Here is a 12,780-nt window from a genome sequence, read left to right as displayed (position 1 = left end):
AAGAAACCGCAGGACAACATGCCCAAACGCACTGACATCTCCTCGATCCTGATCATCGGCGCCGGGCCGATCATCATCGGCCAGGCTTGCGAGTTCGATTATTCGGGCACGCAGGCGGTGAAGGCGCTCAAGGAAGAGGGCTATCGCATCATCCTGGTCAACTCGAACCCCGCGACGATCATGACCGATCCGGACATGGCGCACGCGACTTATGTCGAACCGATCACGCCCGAAGTCGTCGCCAAGATCATCGAGAAGGAGCGCCCCGATGCGCTGCTGCCGACGATGGGCGGGCAGACCGCGCTCAACACCGCGCTGGCGCTGTTCAACGATGGCACGCTGGAAAAGTACGGCGTTCAGATGATCGGCGCCAATGCCGATGCGATCGACAAGGCCGAAGACCGCCAGCGCTTCCGCGAGGCGATGGACAAGATCGGCCTCGAATCCGCGCGCTCGGGCGTGGCGCACACCATCGACGAGGCGCTCGAAATCCTCGAGCGCACCGGCCTGCCTTCGATCATCCGCCCCAGCTTCACCATGGGCGGCACCGGCGGCGGCATTGCTTATAACAAGGAAGAGTTCGTCAAGATCGTGAAGGGCGGGCTTGAAGCATCGCCCACCACTGAAGTCCTGATCGAGGAATCGCTCCTCGGCTGGAAGGAGTACGAGATGGAGGTTGTCCGCGATAAAAAGGACAACTGCATCATCATCTGCTCGATCGAGAACGTCGATCCGATGGGGGTCCACACCGGAGACTCCATCACCGTCGCCCCGGCGCTGACGCTGACCGACAAGGAATACCAGATCATGCGCAACGCATCGATCGCGGTGCTCCGGGAAATCGGTGTGGAAACAGGCGGTTCGAACGTACAGTTCGCAGTCAATCCGAAAGACGGCCGCCTCATCGTCATCGAGATGAACCCGCGCGTTTCGCGCTCCTCGGCACTGGCCTCGAAGGCCACCGGCTTCCCGATCGCCAAGGTCGCGGCCAAGCTTGCCGTGGGCTACACGCTCGACGAGATCATGAACGACATCACCGGGGCCACCCCGGCGGCGTTCGAGCCGACCATTGACTACGTCGTCACCAAGATCCCGCGCTTCGCCTTCGAGAAGTTCAAGGGCGCGGAGCCGCTGCTCGGCACCGCAATGAAGTCGGTCGGCGAAGTCATGGCGATTGGCCGCAACATCAAGGAATCGATGCAGAAGGCCCTGCGCGGGCTGGAAACCGGCCTTGATGGCTTCAACCGCGTCGTCGGCCTCGAAGGCGCCAGCCGCGATGAGATCACCGCCGCGCTCGCCCGCGCCACGCCCGATCGCCTGCTGGTGATCGCGCAGGCTTTCCGCGAGGGCCTGTCGGTGGATGAAGTCCACGCCGTCACCAAGTACGAGCCGTGGTTCCTGCGTCATATCCACGAGATCGTGGAAGCAGAGAACGTCATCCAGCGCGATGGCTTGCCCAACGACGCGGCGGGCCTGCGCCGCCTGAAGGCGATGGGCTTCTCCGACAAGCGCCTCGCCACGCTGGCCGTGCGCGGCATTGGCGTTGCCGGTGGCATGGCAGAGACCCAGGCCAAGCGCTCGGGCCTGCTGCATGACGCGCTGCGCGCCATGGCCGGTGCCACCAGCGAAGCCGAAGTGCGGTCGTTGCGCCACAAGCTCGGCGTGCGCCCGGTGTTCAAGCGCATCGACAGCTGCGCCGCCGAGTTTGAGGCGGTCACGCCCTACATGTATTCGACCTACGAAGGCGCGCTGTTCGGCGAGCCGGAGAACGAGGCTGCTCCGACTGACGCCAAGAAGATCGTCATCCTCGGCGGTGGTCCGAACCGCATCGGTCAGGGCATCGAGTTCGACTACTGCTGCTGCCACGCCTGCTTCGCGCTGGGTGACGCCGGGTTCGAGACCATCATGGTCAACTGCAACCCGGAGACCGTGTCGACCGACTACGACACCTCGGATCGCCTCTACTTCGAGCCGTTGACCGCCGAAGACGTGCTGGAAATCCTCGCGGTCGAACAGTCGAAGGGCGAACTGGTCGGCGTGATCGTGCAATTCGGCGGGCAGACCCCGCTGAAGCTGGCGCAGGCGCTGCAGGATGCGGGCATCCCGATCCTCGGCACATCGCCGGACTCAATCGACCTTGCCGAAGACCGAGAGCGCTTCGCAGCATTGGTCGCCAAGCTCGGCCTCAAGCAGCCCGCCAACGGCATTGCCCGCAGTCGTGATGAGGCCGTCGCGGTGGCGAGCCGCATTGGCTATCCCGTGCTGATCCGTCCGAGCTACGTGCTCGGCGGCCGCGCGATGGAGATTGTCGACAGCCAGGCGCAGCTGGATGACTACATCGCCACTGCCGTGCAGGTCTCGGGCGACAGCCCGGTGCTGATCGACCAGTACCTGCGCGACGCGATTGAGTGCGACGTCGATGCTCTGGCCGATGGCACGGACGTAACCGTTGCAGGGGTCATGCAGCACATCGAGGAAGCCGGCATTCACTCGGGCGACAGCGCCTGCACCCTGCCGCCCTACAGCCTGTCAGCCGAGATCATTGCAGAGATGGAGCGCCAGGCGGTTTTGCTGGCACGCGGCCTCAACGTGCGCGGTCTGATGAACATCCAGTTCGCGATCAAGGACGGCGAGGTCTATCTGATCGAGGTGAACCCGCGTGCCAGCCGCACGGTGCCGTTCGTGGCCAAGGCCGTGGGTACGCCCATTGCCAAGATCGCGGCGCGCGTCATGGCGGGCGAGAAACTGGCCGATCTCCCCGCGATCAAGCGCGAGATCGACTACATGGCAGTCAAGGAAGCCGTGTTCCCGTTCGCCCGTTTCCCCGGCATCGACCCCGTGCTCTCGCCGGAAATGAAGTCAACCGGCGAAGTCATGGGCGTCGACAAGACCTTCGCGGTCGCTTTCGCCAAGTCGCAGCTTGGTGCAGGCACCAAGCTGCCGCAGAGCGGAACGATCTTCGTTTCGGTCAAGGACAGCGACAAGGCGGTGATCCTGCCCGCCGTGCGCAAGGCGATCAGCCTCGGCTTCAAGATCGTGGCCACCGGTGGCACGGCCCGCTATCTGACCGATGCGGGCCTGATCATCGAACGAGTGAACAAGGTGGCCGAAGGCCGTCCGCACATCGTCGACCGGATCATCGATGGCGACATCGCGCTGATCTTCAACACGACTGAAGGCTGGCAGAGCCACAAGGACTCGCAATCGATCCGCGCTTCGGCGTTGAACTCGCGCGTTCCCTACTTCACGACGGCTGCTGCTTCCGTCGCTGCGGTCGAGGCAATCGAGGCACTTCGCTCTGCCGAACTTGAAGTGCGTTCGTTGCAGGACTATTATGCTTGAACCTTATTAGTCCCCCGGCATTGTCATGAGACTGGTCCGGCTCGGCGCATTCGGCGTCGGTCGGCGGGGGCAGGTTTTCCCTCGGTTGCCGTAGCGGTAGCCGGGGCGTGACAGGAAAGAGAGTTACGGATGGCGAGTGTGGAAAAGCTGCCGATGCTTGCGGAAGGCTATGAAAAGCTGACTGCCGAGCTGAAAGCGCTGCGCGAGGAGCGGCCCAAGATCGTCGACGCGATCGAGGAAGCGCGCGCCCATGGCGACCTTTCGGAAAACGCGGAATATCATGCGGCCAAGGAACGTCAGGGCCAGGTCGAAGCGACTATCGCCGATCTCGAGGATCGCGTCAGCCGCGCTCAGATCATCGATCCGGCGACTCTCTCGGGTGACAAGATCATCTTCGGTGCCACCGTGACCTTGCTCGACGATGACGAAAAGCCGGTGAAGTACCAGATCGTCGGTCCATACGAGGCCGATGCCAAGAAGGGCATGATCAGCTACAACTCGCCGCTCGGCAAGGCACTGATCGGCCGCAAGGTCGATGAGGAGATCGAGGTGACTGTCCCCTCGGGCGACAAGTTCTACCTTGTCCAGAAGATCGAGTTCATTTGAGCGATCGGCATCACTAACGAAAAAAGGCCCCGGAGCGATCCGGGGCCTTTTTTTATAAGCTTGCTCAATCCTTCGGCAGGGCCGGTTCAAGCAGGCGATGGAGGTGCACGATCACGTAGCGCATCTCGGCGTCGTCCACGGTCCTCTGTGCGGCACCGCGCCAAGCTTCTTCAGCGCTGGCATAGTCGGGGAACACGCCGACAAGGTCGATTGCCTTGAGGTCTTGAAATTCGAGGCCCTGGGGGTCTTTGACCCGCCCGCCCATAACGAGGTGCAGCTTTTGCATTGGCGACTTTCCTTTGGGGAGGATTCGTGTGCGCCACTGACAAAAAGACGAGCCGCGCGCAAGTCATGCGAACGGCTCGCCTGAGCCCTTTTTAAGGCTTAACGCGCGCAGTGAGTTCGTTCACCTTGCGCAGCGCCGCTTCGCTCGCCTCTATGGCGGCTGAGCGAACGATCTCGGAAAGATCGAAAGCCTTGCGACGGGCCTCTTCGCTGCCGTCGGCAATCTTTTCGCCAACCGTGCCACTGAGCTCCTCAACCTTGTTAAGGCCGTCACGACCAACGTCCCGCGCACGGGTTGCATAGTCGATTGCGAGCTTTCCGGCGACTGCCGCCAGACCCGACGCGCTCTTGCGCAACGAACTGGCCGCGTCCTCAGCGGCGCCCCTGGCCTTGGTGCTGCGCCGGCCGACAGAGGGCAAGGCCTTCGCAACGAGCGCGCCCAGAAGTATACCGGCGGCGACCGACGCCACCGGGTGCTCCTCGATCAGCCCCTTGACGGTCTGGACCGACTTCGAGCTGGCAGTGCGTTCCGCCAGGCGCGACTTGGCCGCGTCAACCTTTTCGCGCAGGGTCTCTGCGCCGTTTACTTGCAGTTCTTCGCTCATCTCAATCTCCTGATCGGACTTTGTCGATCACGCGCTCGGCCAATTCCTGGATCGGTTCCCGGAGGAACCAGCCAAACAGTGCAGCGACGGTTACGCCGATCACCACCTTGTTCTCGTCGGCAACTGCACGAGCGCTATCGAGCATTTCAACGGCTTCCCCCACCGCACGTTCCTTGACGCGCCCCGGAGAAAGCTCCAGCTTGGCTATTTCCAGATCGCCCTTGACCACGGCCAGCGCTTCATCCCGAAGTGCCCTTGCGGCAGCCAACTCTGGTGGGGCGGTCATGGCTTCCCTCCTGCGCTGAGCGCCGCCTTGGCAGCGCGGATGCGCTTGGTCGCTCGCGCCAGGCATATGACAGCCAAGAGAGCGAGTGCACCGCCGACAATGGCAAGAGCTCCCCAAACGCCCACGTAGTGGGCAAGAGCAAGCAACAGCCCGACGACGATTGCCAGCAGGGTGAAGAAGCCGAATGCCAACCCAAGCAGCAGAAAGACGATGATCGCCTTTGCTTCGCCCAGGCCATATGACGCCTGAGCCTTCCTGTACGCGATTTCGGCTTCAAGGAGGGTTTGCCCGTCATCGATCAGGGCTTTGATGGCCGCACCGATCCCTGCCTCAGACGGGGAGGGATCAGGCGTCCAGGTTGAATTGTGCTCGCTCATCGGACCAATGCCGCCGCGTTCAGCGCGGTCAGTCGTCCGATCCGCCCGACAGCAATCGCGCGATGGCAAAGCCGGCCACCGCGGCAACACCGATTGCCACGCCCGGGCTCTTGCGCACGAATTCCTTCACGTCTTCGCCAAGCTCGCCAAGGTCCTTGGCTTCGAGCTTTGCCGCGGTCTCCTGGATCGAACGCGCTGCGCTGCGAGCATAGTCGCCGTACTGCACACCCAGCTTTTCGTCGATCGTGGTTGCAGTGTCGGAGATGGTCTTGCCCAACGCGCCGAGTGCGTCGCTGGCCCGGGCCTTGCCTTCTACGGCAAGGGCCGCGCCCTTTTCCTTTGCCTGCCCCGCGTAAACCTTGGCTTCGTCGACCCAGTCTGCGGTCGTGCCGCTGACCTTGGCCTTGTAGGCAGCACCCTTTTCCATCGCCTCACCCTTGAGAGCTTCGGCGCCAGCCTTTGCCTCCTCGATAGCCTTGGTAAAACGGCCCTTTGCAGTATCTGCGGCGCTTTCGTTGGTGTCAGCTACAGTGGCGACCACATTCTCTGCCGCCTTCGAAGCGCGCTTCTTGGGGGCGTCAGCGGGGGTCATTGTGGTGTCGGCCATGTTTGTTTCCCTTCGGCAGTTCGCACGGGTGCTAGACCCTCGATATGGGCGGTCTTGTCCATCTTGCTAGACCCTTGCAGCGGAATGCAAGAGCCTTGGCGCACAAGACCGGCCCGGATAGGCATGTTGCACTGCAAACGCGGCTTGCTTGCCACGGTTCCAGCCGATAGGAGCCGCGGCAACCTTGGCGCTCAATTCTCGCCGAACTGCAGGGAGCAGATAATGACCGCGATCATCGACATCCATGCGCGTGAAATTCTCGACAGCCGTGGCAATCCCACCGTTGAAGTCGACGTCTTTCTCGAAGACGGAAGCTTTGGCCGCGCTGCTGTTCCCTCAGGTGCATCAACAGGCGCCCACGAAGCAGTCGAACTGCGCGATGGCGACAAGGCCCGCTATCTGGGCAAGGGTGTGACCAAGGCCGTCACTGCGGTCAACTCCGACATCGCGGAATGCATCCTCGGCATGGACGCTGAAGATCAGCGGGACATCGATCTCGCCATGATCGAGCTCGATGGGACTGAAAACAAGGGCCGCCTGGGCGCGAACGCGATCCTTGGCACCAGCCTCGCAGTTGCCAAGGCAGCCGCGGACGCCCGCGGACTGCCGCTTTACAGCTATGTCGGGGGCGTGGCTGCTCATGTTCTCCCGGTGCCGATGATGAACATCATCAACGGCGGTGAGCACGCCGACAACCCTATCGATTTCCAGGAATTCATGATCATGCCCGTCGGCGCGCCGTCGCTGGCCGAAGCCGTGCGTTGGGGGGCGGAAGTGTTCCACACCCTCAAGAAGGGTCTTCACGAAAAGGGCCTCGCAACGGCGGTCGGAGACGAGGGCGGGTTCGCTCCGAACCTTGCCAGCACGCGCGACGCACTCGACTTCGTGATGGCGTCCATCGAGAAGGCGGGCTTCAAGCCCGGTGAAGACATGATGCTCGCGCTCGATTGCGCGGCAACGGAATTCTTCAAGAACGGCAAGTACGAAATCAGCGGAGAAGGCCTTTCGCTCTCGCCCGATGCCATGGCTGACTATCTCGCCGCGCTCTGCGACGCCTATCCGATCATCTCGATTGAAGACGGTATGAGCGAAGACGATTTCGAAGGCTGGGCAGCGCTGACTGCGAAGGTTGGCAAGCGCGTGCAGCTTGTGGGAGACGATCTCTTCGTGACCAATCCCAAACGTCTCGAGATGGGCATCGGAAAGGGTTTGGCAAACTCGCTGCTGGTCAAGGTGAATCAGATCGGGTCGCTCACCGAGACGCTCGAGGCCGTGTCGATCGCGCAGCGCAATGGCTACACCGCAGTCATGTCGCACCGTTCGGGCGAAACCGAAGATGCGACCATCGCTGACCTGGCGGTTGCCACCAATTGCGGCCAGATCAAGACCGGCTCTCTCGCCCGCTCCGATCGTCTCGCCAAGTACAACCAGCTCATCCGCATTGAAGAAGAGCTGGGTGTATCGGCGCGTTACGCCGGCAAGGCTGCCTTCGGTCGGCTTGGTGCCTGATCTTCGTAATAACTGAACTTGCGTTCGGAGGGGCAGCCTCAATTTAAGGGCGGTCCCTCTCACGCAGTTTAATGTGCTATTCTCAGTGAGCGCTTCACGATGTCCTCTTCGCTCTGCAGATCACCGGCGATATTTGAAAAGTAGGCCACCATTTTCTCGTAGCCATCGCTCGACAGCCGGACGAACACGCGGCGGGCGTCGGTCGCATCAGCTTCACGGACGATCAGGCCCTTGTCTTCAAGCACCGTCAACCAGCGCAATGCGGTGGTGGCTGGCACTGCCGCCCCGATGCATGCGCTGGTGACCGGCAGTCGCTTGCGTTCTTTCGCGGCGATAAAAAGGTCCAGCAGGATGTCCCAGGCTGGCTCTCCAAATAGGGTCGCGTCTGCGAAAATGTCCAACCGCCGGCGCCTGTCGCGATAGGCGGTTCTGGCGACTTCGGCCCAGACGTGGCTATCCTTCGGGATGGTGATGGCTTCCCGGTCGATCTGCAGTTCACCTTCGTTCAATTCCATTTCATGGGCCATCGCGAGCAATTCATTGGCGACGGAAATGAGTCGCCTGGCCCGTGACCTCACCTGTTCCCTGCCCATCCCATCACCCCTACTGTGCGCCCGCAAAGCGCTTCACGGGACCAGTCCGCCATCAGCCTTGTTAGCTTTGCGAAATTGGCAGGAGTGCGTGACGCAGCCATTCGGCGTTCCACTTAGGGCTGGCTCGTAGTCCTTGGGGTATGGCCAAAAGAAATCCGCAAATTTCAATTATATGATGCGATGATGACGTGTTGTATTCATCCGTAGTTGAACCAGAATGGAGCAGGTTCAATGCTCACCGGACGACAGTCTACGTTTTGGTGAGATCAGGTAGCACCAAACTCCCCAGGCATTTATGAGCAGCAATGCGCCGTTCTGTATTACGAGCGAACCTGAATTGCTCCTCAACCCCGCCACGATCCACGTGATTGCCACCGCCATGAACAGGACGAATCCCCACCCCGTCCAACGACGCCCCAGGTCTGCCGCTACGAGACTCGCCGCGACAATTGTACCCAGGGCTGCAAACCATTCGAGTGGGCCATCCACATCGCTGTCCTTTCTCCATGTGTCGTTCTGCCAAAACTGCGGACGATGGAGCGTTCCCTCGCACTGATTTAATCGGTCATTTGAATCGCCCTTCCAAAGTATGGCAGTCTCTGTCAGCCTGCATTCGGGAGAACGAGATGGCTGATTTTCCGACGCGCGCCGACGAGGTCGACGTTGCATGGCTTGAAGTGCAACTTGCCAAGGCCGGTGTGCTGGGTGACGCGCGGATTGCTGATATCGAATGGCAGGCAATCGGTACGGGGCAGGTGGGCGATACCGCACGGTTCACTTTGCGATACACCAACAATGCACCTCAGGCTCCAGCAACTGTCGCTGCAAAGTTCCCCTCAAGCGATGCTACCAGTCGCCAGACCGCGGCCCTGTTCTCGCTCTATTCACGTGAAGTCATGTTCTACCGGGAAGTGGCATCTCTGACACAGATGCGGGTACCGCAGGTCTATGCTGCCATGCTCGACGACAACGGTTGCGATTTCGTGCTGCTGTTCGAAGATCTTGGTCCCTGTAGTGCCGGAAACCAGCTGGCGGGATGTACCTTGCCTCAGGCGCAAGCAGCCATGCGCCAAGCTGCAGCCCTGCATGCGCCCACGATGGACCATCCCGTGCTCGACGCTGCATGGCTGCAGCCCGACCCGCAAGCGAGCCAGACGTTGCGGGACCTGTACCCGCAAGCCCAGGCAATCTTTCGGGATCGCTATGCCGATGCCCTGGAGCCCGATCTCATGGGGGTCTGCGAGGCGTTGAACGAGAATCTCGACCTGTGGTTCGATCGGAAACATTCACGCCGGTCCTTCCTCCACGGAGATTTTCGGCTCGACAACATGCTCTTCGGGATCATGGGAGGTCAGCAGCCCATTGCCTTGGTGGATTGGCAGACGGCGGCGGCAGGATGCGGCTTGACCGACGTCGGGTACTTCCTTGGCTGCGGCATCGGCTCGGAATTGCGCCGCCCGAACGAACGGGCGTTGCTCGACATCTACTGCGCTGAAATGACCCGTCTGGGCGCGCCACATACTCTAGACGATGTCTGGGACGACTATCGCATTGGAGCGCTCCACGGTGTTTCTACCGCCGTTTTCAGTGCCACTTTCGTGGTGCGCACGGACCGTGGTGATGCCAATTTCCTGTCGATGGCTCGCGGTGCCTGCGAACTTGCGCTTGAACATGACAGTCTCGGGGCGCTGAAGCGCCGGATGGAGCTTGCCTGATGTTGACCAAGGGAGACGACTATCCGCTGCACCAGACCCCGGAACCGATTGCCTATGCCGGTACGGACCGTAACTTCTACGATCGATACTTCTTTAATGGCTATGCACCCGACGGCTCCGGGTTCTTTGCGGTTGCACTCGGCATCTACCCGCATCTGAACGTCGCTGATGCCCATTTCTCCTGCATTCGAGAGGGAGTTCAGTACAACCTCCATGCCTCGCGCGAACTGAACATGGAGCGGTTCGATCTGGTGGTCGGGCCCATCAGCATTGAGATTATCGAACCCCTGAACGTCCTTCGGGTACGAGTGCGCGGGGAAGGGCTGGCGGCGGACCTCACTTTCACCGGCCGCGCTTTTCCGATTGAAGAGCCACGGTTCATCCATCGTATCGGCCCGCGGACGTTCATGGACTACACCCGCCTGACGCAGAACGGCCGCTACACGGGGTGGATCGAAGTCGATGGCGAAAGAATTGATCTGGCCACCGGAACTTGCGGCACCCGTGACCGCAGTTGGGGTGTGCGTCCCGTCGGCGCGTCCGACGCTCAGCCTCACGGGCATGGCGTGGTCTCATCCTTCTTCTGGCAATGGACGCCGGTTAATCTGCCAAATCGCAGCCTGTTTTTCCACATCAACGCTGATCGCCATGGTGCGCCGTGGAACACTCGCGCCGTGATCGCACCGGACGGTGGCGAAACGGAATCGTTCTTCGAAACTCCCGCCGCAGCCATGGTCTCCCCGATGCAGCCGGGCACACGGTGGCCCGCTGGCGGGACGCTGACCATCCAGCGGCCCGAAGGTTCGTTGGCGTTGACGTTTGAACCGCTCGTGAGATTTCAGATGAGGGGGCTTGGCTACACCAGTCCCAAGTGGGGGCATGGCCTTTATCATGGGCCGCTCGCCGTCGAGCGCGAGGACTTTGTCCTGGCTGACCTCGACCCGATGGCTCCAACGCTCGACAATCTCCACGTCCAGATCATCTCTCGCGTGTCCACCAGCGATGGCGAGACCGGCATCGGTGGTTTCGAGCAGCTTGTTATCGGCCCATATGGCCCGTGGGGCCTCACTGAATATTTCGATGTCGGTGCGTAGCCCCGCAAAGGCTGTCGGCGTGCTTGCTATGGTCGCGATCGGCCTCGTTGTCGGTGCTGCATCGGCGATCATTGCGCTGAAGCACGTCGGCATGGGAAGCGAGGAGTACAGCGGCTGGAGTGGCAGCCGCGTAACCGGATCGGCCGAGGCGGGGCCCTTGCTGCGTGCCAGAGTGGCGCTGACAGGACTGCTGGCGCTCAACCGCAGCCAGGCAATCTATTTCACCCGCAAGGTCGATGATCTTGGCGAACCCCTGCGAGAGGACTGCCATTACCGGCTGGTCGGCGGGCCGTTGCCGGGGAAGTGGTGGTCAATCACCGCATATGCCTCTGACGACTACCTTCCGCAGAACAAGGACGACGCGCTTTCTGTCGACGCCTCGGAAGTCACGCCGGACCAGCGTGGCATCTGGGAGGCGGAAGTCGGCCCGTCGGCCAATCCGGCCATGCCGTGGCTGTCAACCAGGCAAGCGGGCGAGTTCGACCTGACGCTGCGAATCTACAATCCTGCTTCGCAAGCACAGCGGGATTTTGCTTCGATCGCATTCCCGAAGGTCGAGCGCATTTCGTGCGGAGAAAGCCGGTGAGGGGCAGGGTGCTATATGGCGTTGCCTTCATCGCGGCAGTGGCTGTCGGTCACATGGCAACGATATTGGCAGCGCCTCAAGTCATAATGCACATCGCGATGCGGAGGCTCTCCGGCGACGGAGAAAGCGTAAACGTCTTCCGCTTCGCAGATCGCACGACCGCAGCTTCCCGGCAGATCGTTCGTCCGTCGCCAGACCTTGCCTACGCCAGTTGCGTCTATGACTTGTCTGCCGGCCCGATACTTGTCGATGTCCCGCCCAGCCCAAACAAGGGCTACGTATCGGTATCGGTCTTCGCGGCGAATACAGACAACGTGGCGGTGATGGATTCACTGCGCAGCCCGGACGGCATCCGCTTTATCCTTCAAAAGGAAGGTGGGCTGGTTCACCCCGTCGAACTGCCGGTCATCTACACGCCAACGGAGCGGGGCATCATTCTCGATCGTAGGTTGGCGCCTACCCAGAAGGAATTTGATCTGGCAGACAAGGCGCGCCGCGACGATCGCTGCGCGCCGGTTGGCTGATAGGTCAGGCCCAGCGTTCGCGAAGTGCAAGCAGGGCGAGTGCAGCCTTCGCTGCTTCGCCACCCTTGTCCTTCTGCGCAGGATCGGCGCGCACGATGGCCTGCGCTTCGTTCTCGACGGTTAGGATACCGTTGCCGATAGCGACGCCATCCATTGTCAGCGCCATGATGCCGCGTGCGCTTTCCCCGGCTACGATCTCGAAGTGATAGGTTTCGCCCCGAATGACCACACCGATGGCGACGTAGCCGTCGAAATCGCCTGACTCATCTGCGAGGGCAATGGCGCCGGGAATTTCGAGGGCGCCGGGTACAGTGAGTACTTCCACCTTATGGCCTGCTTCCTTTAAAGCGGCCGTGGCACCGGCGATCAGCATGTCGTTGAGGTGATCGTAAAACCTGGCTTCGACGATCAGAAACTTGGCCATTGGAACTTGATCCTTCAGTGATTGCACATCCGCAGGGCGCGTTTGCGCCCGCCATAGTGCGAGCTTGGCCGGAAGGCCATGGGCGAGATTGTTGGGCCGGTGATTCTTGCATCCGATTCGCTGGTGACGGAAAATAGCGATCTAATTCAGCATAATGCACACTAGAATGTCGCATCATGCATAGATTTCCCCATTACGATGTCATGCATTTTCATGCAAACCTTGCC

The 12,780-nt window shown here is 61.2% G+C and carries 14 protein-coding genes; 7 read left to right on the top strand and 7 right to left on the bottom strand.

All coding sequences use genetic code 11. The features are described from left to right. Nucleotides 1-18: 18 nt before the first annotated feature. Together carB and greA are read left to right on the top strand one after the other, a co-directional pair. The gene (gene carB / locus NJ75_RS02690; protein ID WP_039331243.1) at nt 19-3,342 is read left to right on the top strand and encodes a carbamoyl-phosphate synthase large subunit; all 3,324 of its coding nucleotides are present in this window, start codon (nt 19-21) and stop codon (nt 3,340-3,342) included. 129 nt (nt 3,343-3,471) lie between these two features. Then, nucleotides 3,472-3,948, top strand: a complete 477-nt coding sequence (gene greA / locus NJ75_RS02685; RefSeq protein ID WP_039331241.1) for a transcription elongation factor GreA — start codon at nt 3,472-3,474, stop codon at nt 3,946-3,948. Between the two features lie 64 nt (nt 3,949-4,012). Here the strand turns inward: greA and NJ75_RS02680 are convergent, their stop codons facing one another. From NJ75_RS02680 to NJ75_RS02660, 5 genes are all read right to left on the bottom strand, one after another. Further along, nucleotides 4,013-4,234, bottom strand: coding sequence for a DUF4170 domain-containing protein (locus NJ75_RS02680; RefSeq protein ID WP_039331239.1), 222 nt, complete (start codon nt 4,232-4,234; stop codon nt 4,013-4,015). 91 nt (nt 4,235-4,325) lie between these two features. Next, the gene (locus NJ75_RS02675) at nt 4,326-4,838 is read right to left on the bottom strand and encodes a hypothetical protein (protein WP_039331237.1); all 513 of its coding nucleotides are present in this window, start codon (nt 4,836-4,838) and stop codon (nt 4,326-4,328) included. 1 nt (nt 4,839) lies between these two features. Next, nucleotides 4,840-5,124 (bottom strand): hypothetical protein, encoded by a 285-nt coding sequence (locus NJ75_RS02670; RefSeq protein ID WP_039331235.1) that lies wholly within the window; start codon nt 5,122-5,124, stop codon nt 4,840-4,842. Beyond that, the gene (locus NJ75_RS02665) at nt 5,121-5,501 is read right to left on the bottom strand and encodes a phage holin family protein (RefSeq protein WP_052241879.1); all 381 of its coding nucleotides are present in this window, start codon (nt 5,499-5,501) and stop codon (nt 5,121-5,123) included. The genes NJ75_RS02670 and NJ75_RS02665 overlap by 4 nt, the downstream gene beginning before the upstream one ends. 28 nt (nt 5,502-5,529) lie before the next feature. After that, a complete protein-coding gene (locus NJ75_RS02660; protein ID WP_052241877.1) occupies nt 5,530-6,108 on the bottom strand; it encodes a hypothetical protein in 579 nt (192 codons plus the stop codon). Between the two features lie 222 nt (nt 6,109-6,330). Here NJ75_RS02660 and eno point away from each other — a divergent pair, with 222 nt between their 5' ends. Further along, entirely contained in the window at nt 6,331-7,617 is a 1,287-nt protein-coding gene (gene eno, locus NJ75_RS02655) for a phosphopyruvate hydratase (RefSeq protein ID WP_039331231.1), read from the top strand. Nucleotides 7,618-7,685: 68 nt separating this feature from the next. Here eno and NJ75_RS02650 read toward each other — a convergent pair whose 3' ends face one another. Further along, on the bottom strand, nt 7,686-8,210 hold the full coding sequence (locus NJ75_RS02650; protein WP_039331229.1) for a helix-turn-helix domain-containing protein: 525 nt from the start codon (nt 8,208-8,210) through the stop codon (nt 7,686-7,688). 626 nt (nt 8,211-8,836) lie between these two features. Between NJ75_RS02650 and NJ75_RS02645 the strand changes: the two genes are divergently transcribed. From NJ75_RS02645 to NJ75_RS02630, 4 genes are read left to right on the top strand one after another with little or no spacing between them, the layout of a single operon-like run. Further along, nucleotides 8,837-9,925, top strand: a complete 1,089-nt coding sequence (locus NJ75_RS02645) for a phosphotransferase family protein (protein ID WP_039331228.1) — start codon at nt 8,837-8,839, stop codon at nt 9,923-9,925. Further along, nucleotides 9,925-11,019 (top strand): hypothetical protein, encoded by a 1,095-nt coding sequence (locus NJ75_RS24700; protein ID WP_169745689.1) that lies wholly within the window; start codon nt 9,925-9,927, stop codon nt 11,017-11,019. The genes NJ75_RS02645 and NJ75_RS24700 overlap by 1 nt, the downstream gene beginning before the upstream one ends. Next, the gene (locus NJ75_RS02635) at nt 11,012-11,605 is read left to right on the top strand and encodes a DUF1214 domain-containing protein (RefSeq protein WP_169745688.1); all 594 of its coding nucleotides are present in this window, start codon (nt 11,012-11,014) and stop codon (nt 11,603-11,605) included. Before NJ75_RS24700 ends, NJ75_RS02635 begins: the two co-directional genes overlap by 8 nt. Before the next feature lie 53 nt (nt 11,606-11,658). Further along, nucleotides 11,659-12,129, top strand: a complete 471-nt coding sequence (locus NJ75_RS02630) for a DUF1254 domain-containing protein (protein ID WP_156135684.1) — start codon at nt 11,659-11,661, stop codon at nt 12,127-12,129. Between the two features lie 4 nt (nt 12,130-12,133). Here NJ75_RS02630 and ribH read toward each other — a convergent pair whose 3' ends face one another. Further along, nucleotides 12,134-12,553, bottom strand: a complete 420-nt coding sequence (ribH, locus tag NJ75_RS02625; RefSeq protein ID WP_039331220.1) for a 6,7-dimethyl-8-ribityllumazine synthase — start codon at nt 12,551-12,553, stop codon at nt 12,134-12,136. Between the last annotated feature and the right edge of the window lie 227 nt (nt 12,554-12,780).

The sequence above is a fragment of the Novosphingobium subterraneum genome (genome assembly GCF_000807925.1).
In the GTDB taxonomy this organism is placed as follows: Bacteria; Pseudomonadota; Alphaproteobacteria; order Sphingomonadales; family Sphingomonadaceae; genus Novosphingobium; species Novosphingobium subterraneum.
This window is presented reverse-complemented; position numbering and strand designations above follow the sequence as displayed.

Coding starts and splice junctions, on each gene's coding strand:
- carB (WP_039331243.1), top strand. CDS start 19: ATGCCCAAACGCACTGACATCTCCTCGATCCTGATCATCGGCGCCGGG.
- greA (WP_039331241.1), top strand. CDS start 3,472: ATGGCGAGTGTGGAAAAGCTGCCGATGCTTGCGGAAGGCTATGAAAAG.
- NJ75_RS02680 (WP_039331239.1), bottom strand. CDS start 4,234: ATGCAAAAGCTGCACCTCGTTATGGGCGGGCGGGTCAAAGACCCCCAG.
- NJ75_RS02675 (WP_039331237.1), bottom strand. CDS start 4,838: ATGAGCGAAGAACTGCAAGTAAACGGCGCAGAGACCCTGCGCGAAAAG.
- NJ75_RS02670 (WP_039331235.1), bottom strand. CDS start 5,124: ATGACCGCCCCACCAGAGTTGGCTGCCGCAAGGGCACTTCGGGATGAA.
- NJ75_RS02665 (WP_052241879.1), bottom strand. CDS start 5,501: ATGAGCGAGCACAATTCAACCTGGACGCCTGATCCCTCCCCGTCTGAG.
- NJ75_RS02660 (WP_052241877.1), bottom strand. CDS start 6,108: ATGGCCGACACCACAATGACCCCCGCTGACGCCCCCAAGAAGCGCGCT.
- eno (WP_039331231.1), top strand. CDS start 6,331: ATGACCGCGATCATCGACATCCATGCGCGTGAAATTCTCGACAGCCGT.
- NJ75_RS02650 (WP_039331229.1), bottom strand. CDS start 8,210: ATGGGCAGGGAACAGGTGAGGTCACGGGCCAGGCGACTCATTTCCGTC.
- NJ75_RS02645 (WP_039331228.1), top strand. CDS start 8,837: ATGGCTGATTTTCCGACGCGCGCCGACGAGGTCGACGTTGCATGGCTT.
- NJ75_RS24700 (WP_169745689.1), top strand. CDS start 9,925: ATGTTGACCAAGGGAGACGACTATCCGCTGCACCAGACCCCGGAACCG.
- NJ75_RS02630 (WP_156135684.1), top strand. CDS start 11,659: ATGGCAACGATATTGGCAGCGCCTCAAGTCATAATGCACATCGCGATG.
- ribH (WP_039331220.1), bottom strand. CDS start 12,553: ATGGCCAAGTTTCTGATCGTCGAAGCCAGGTTTTACGATCACCTCAAC.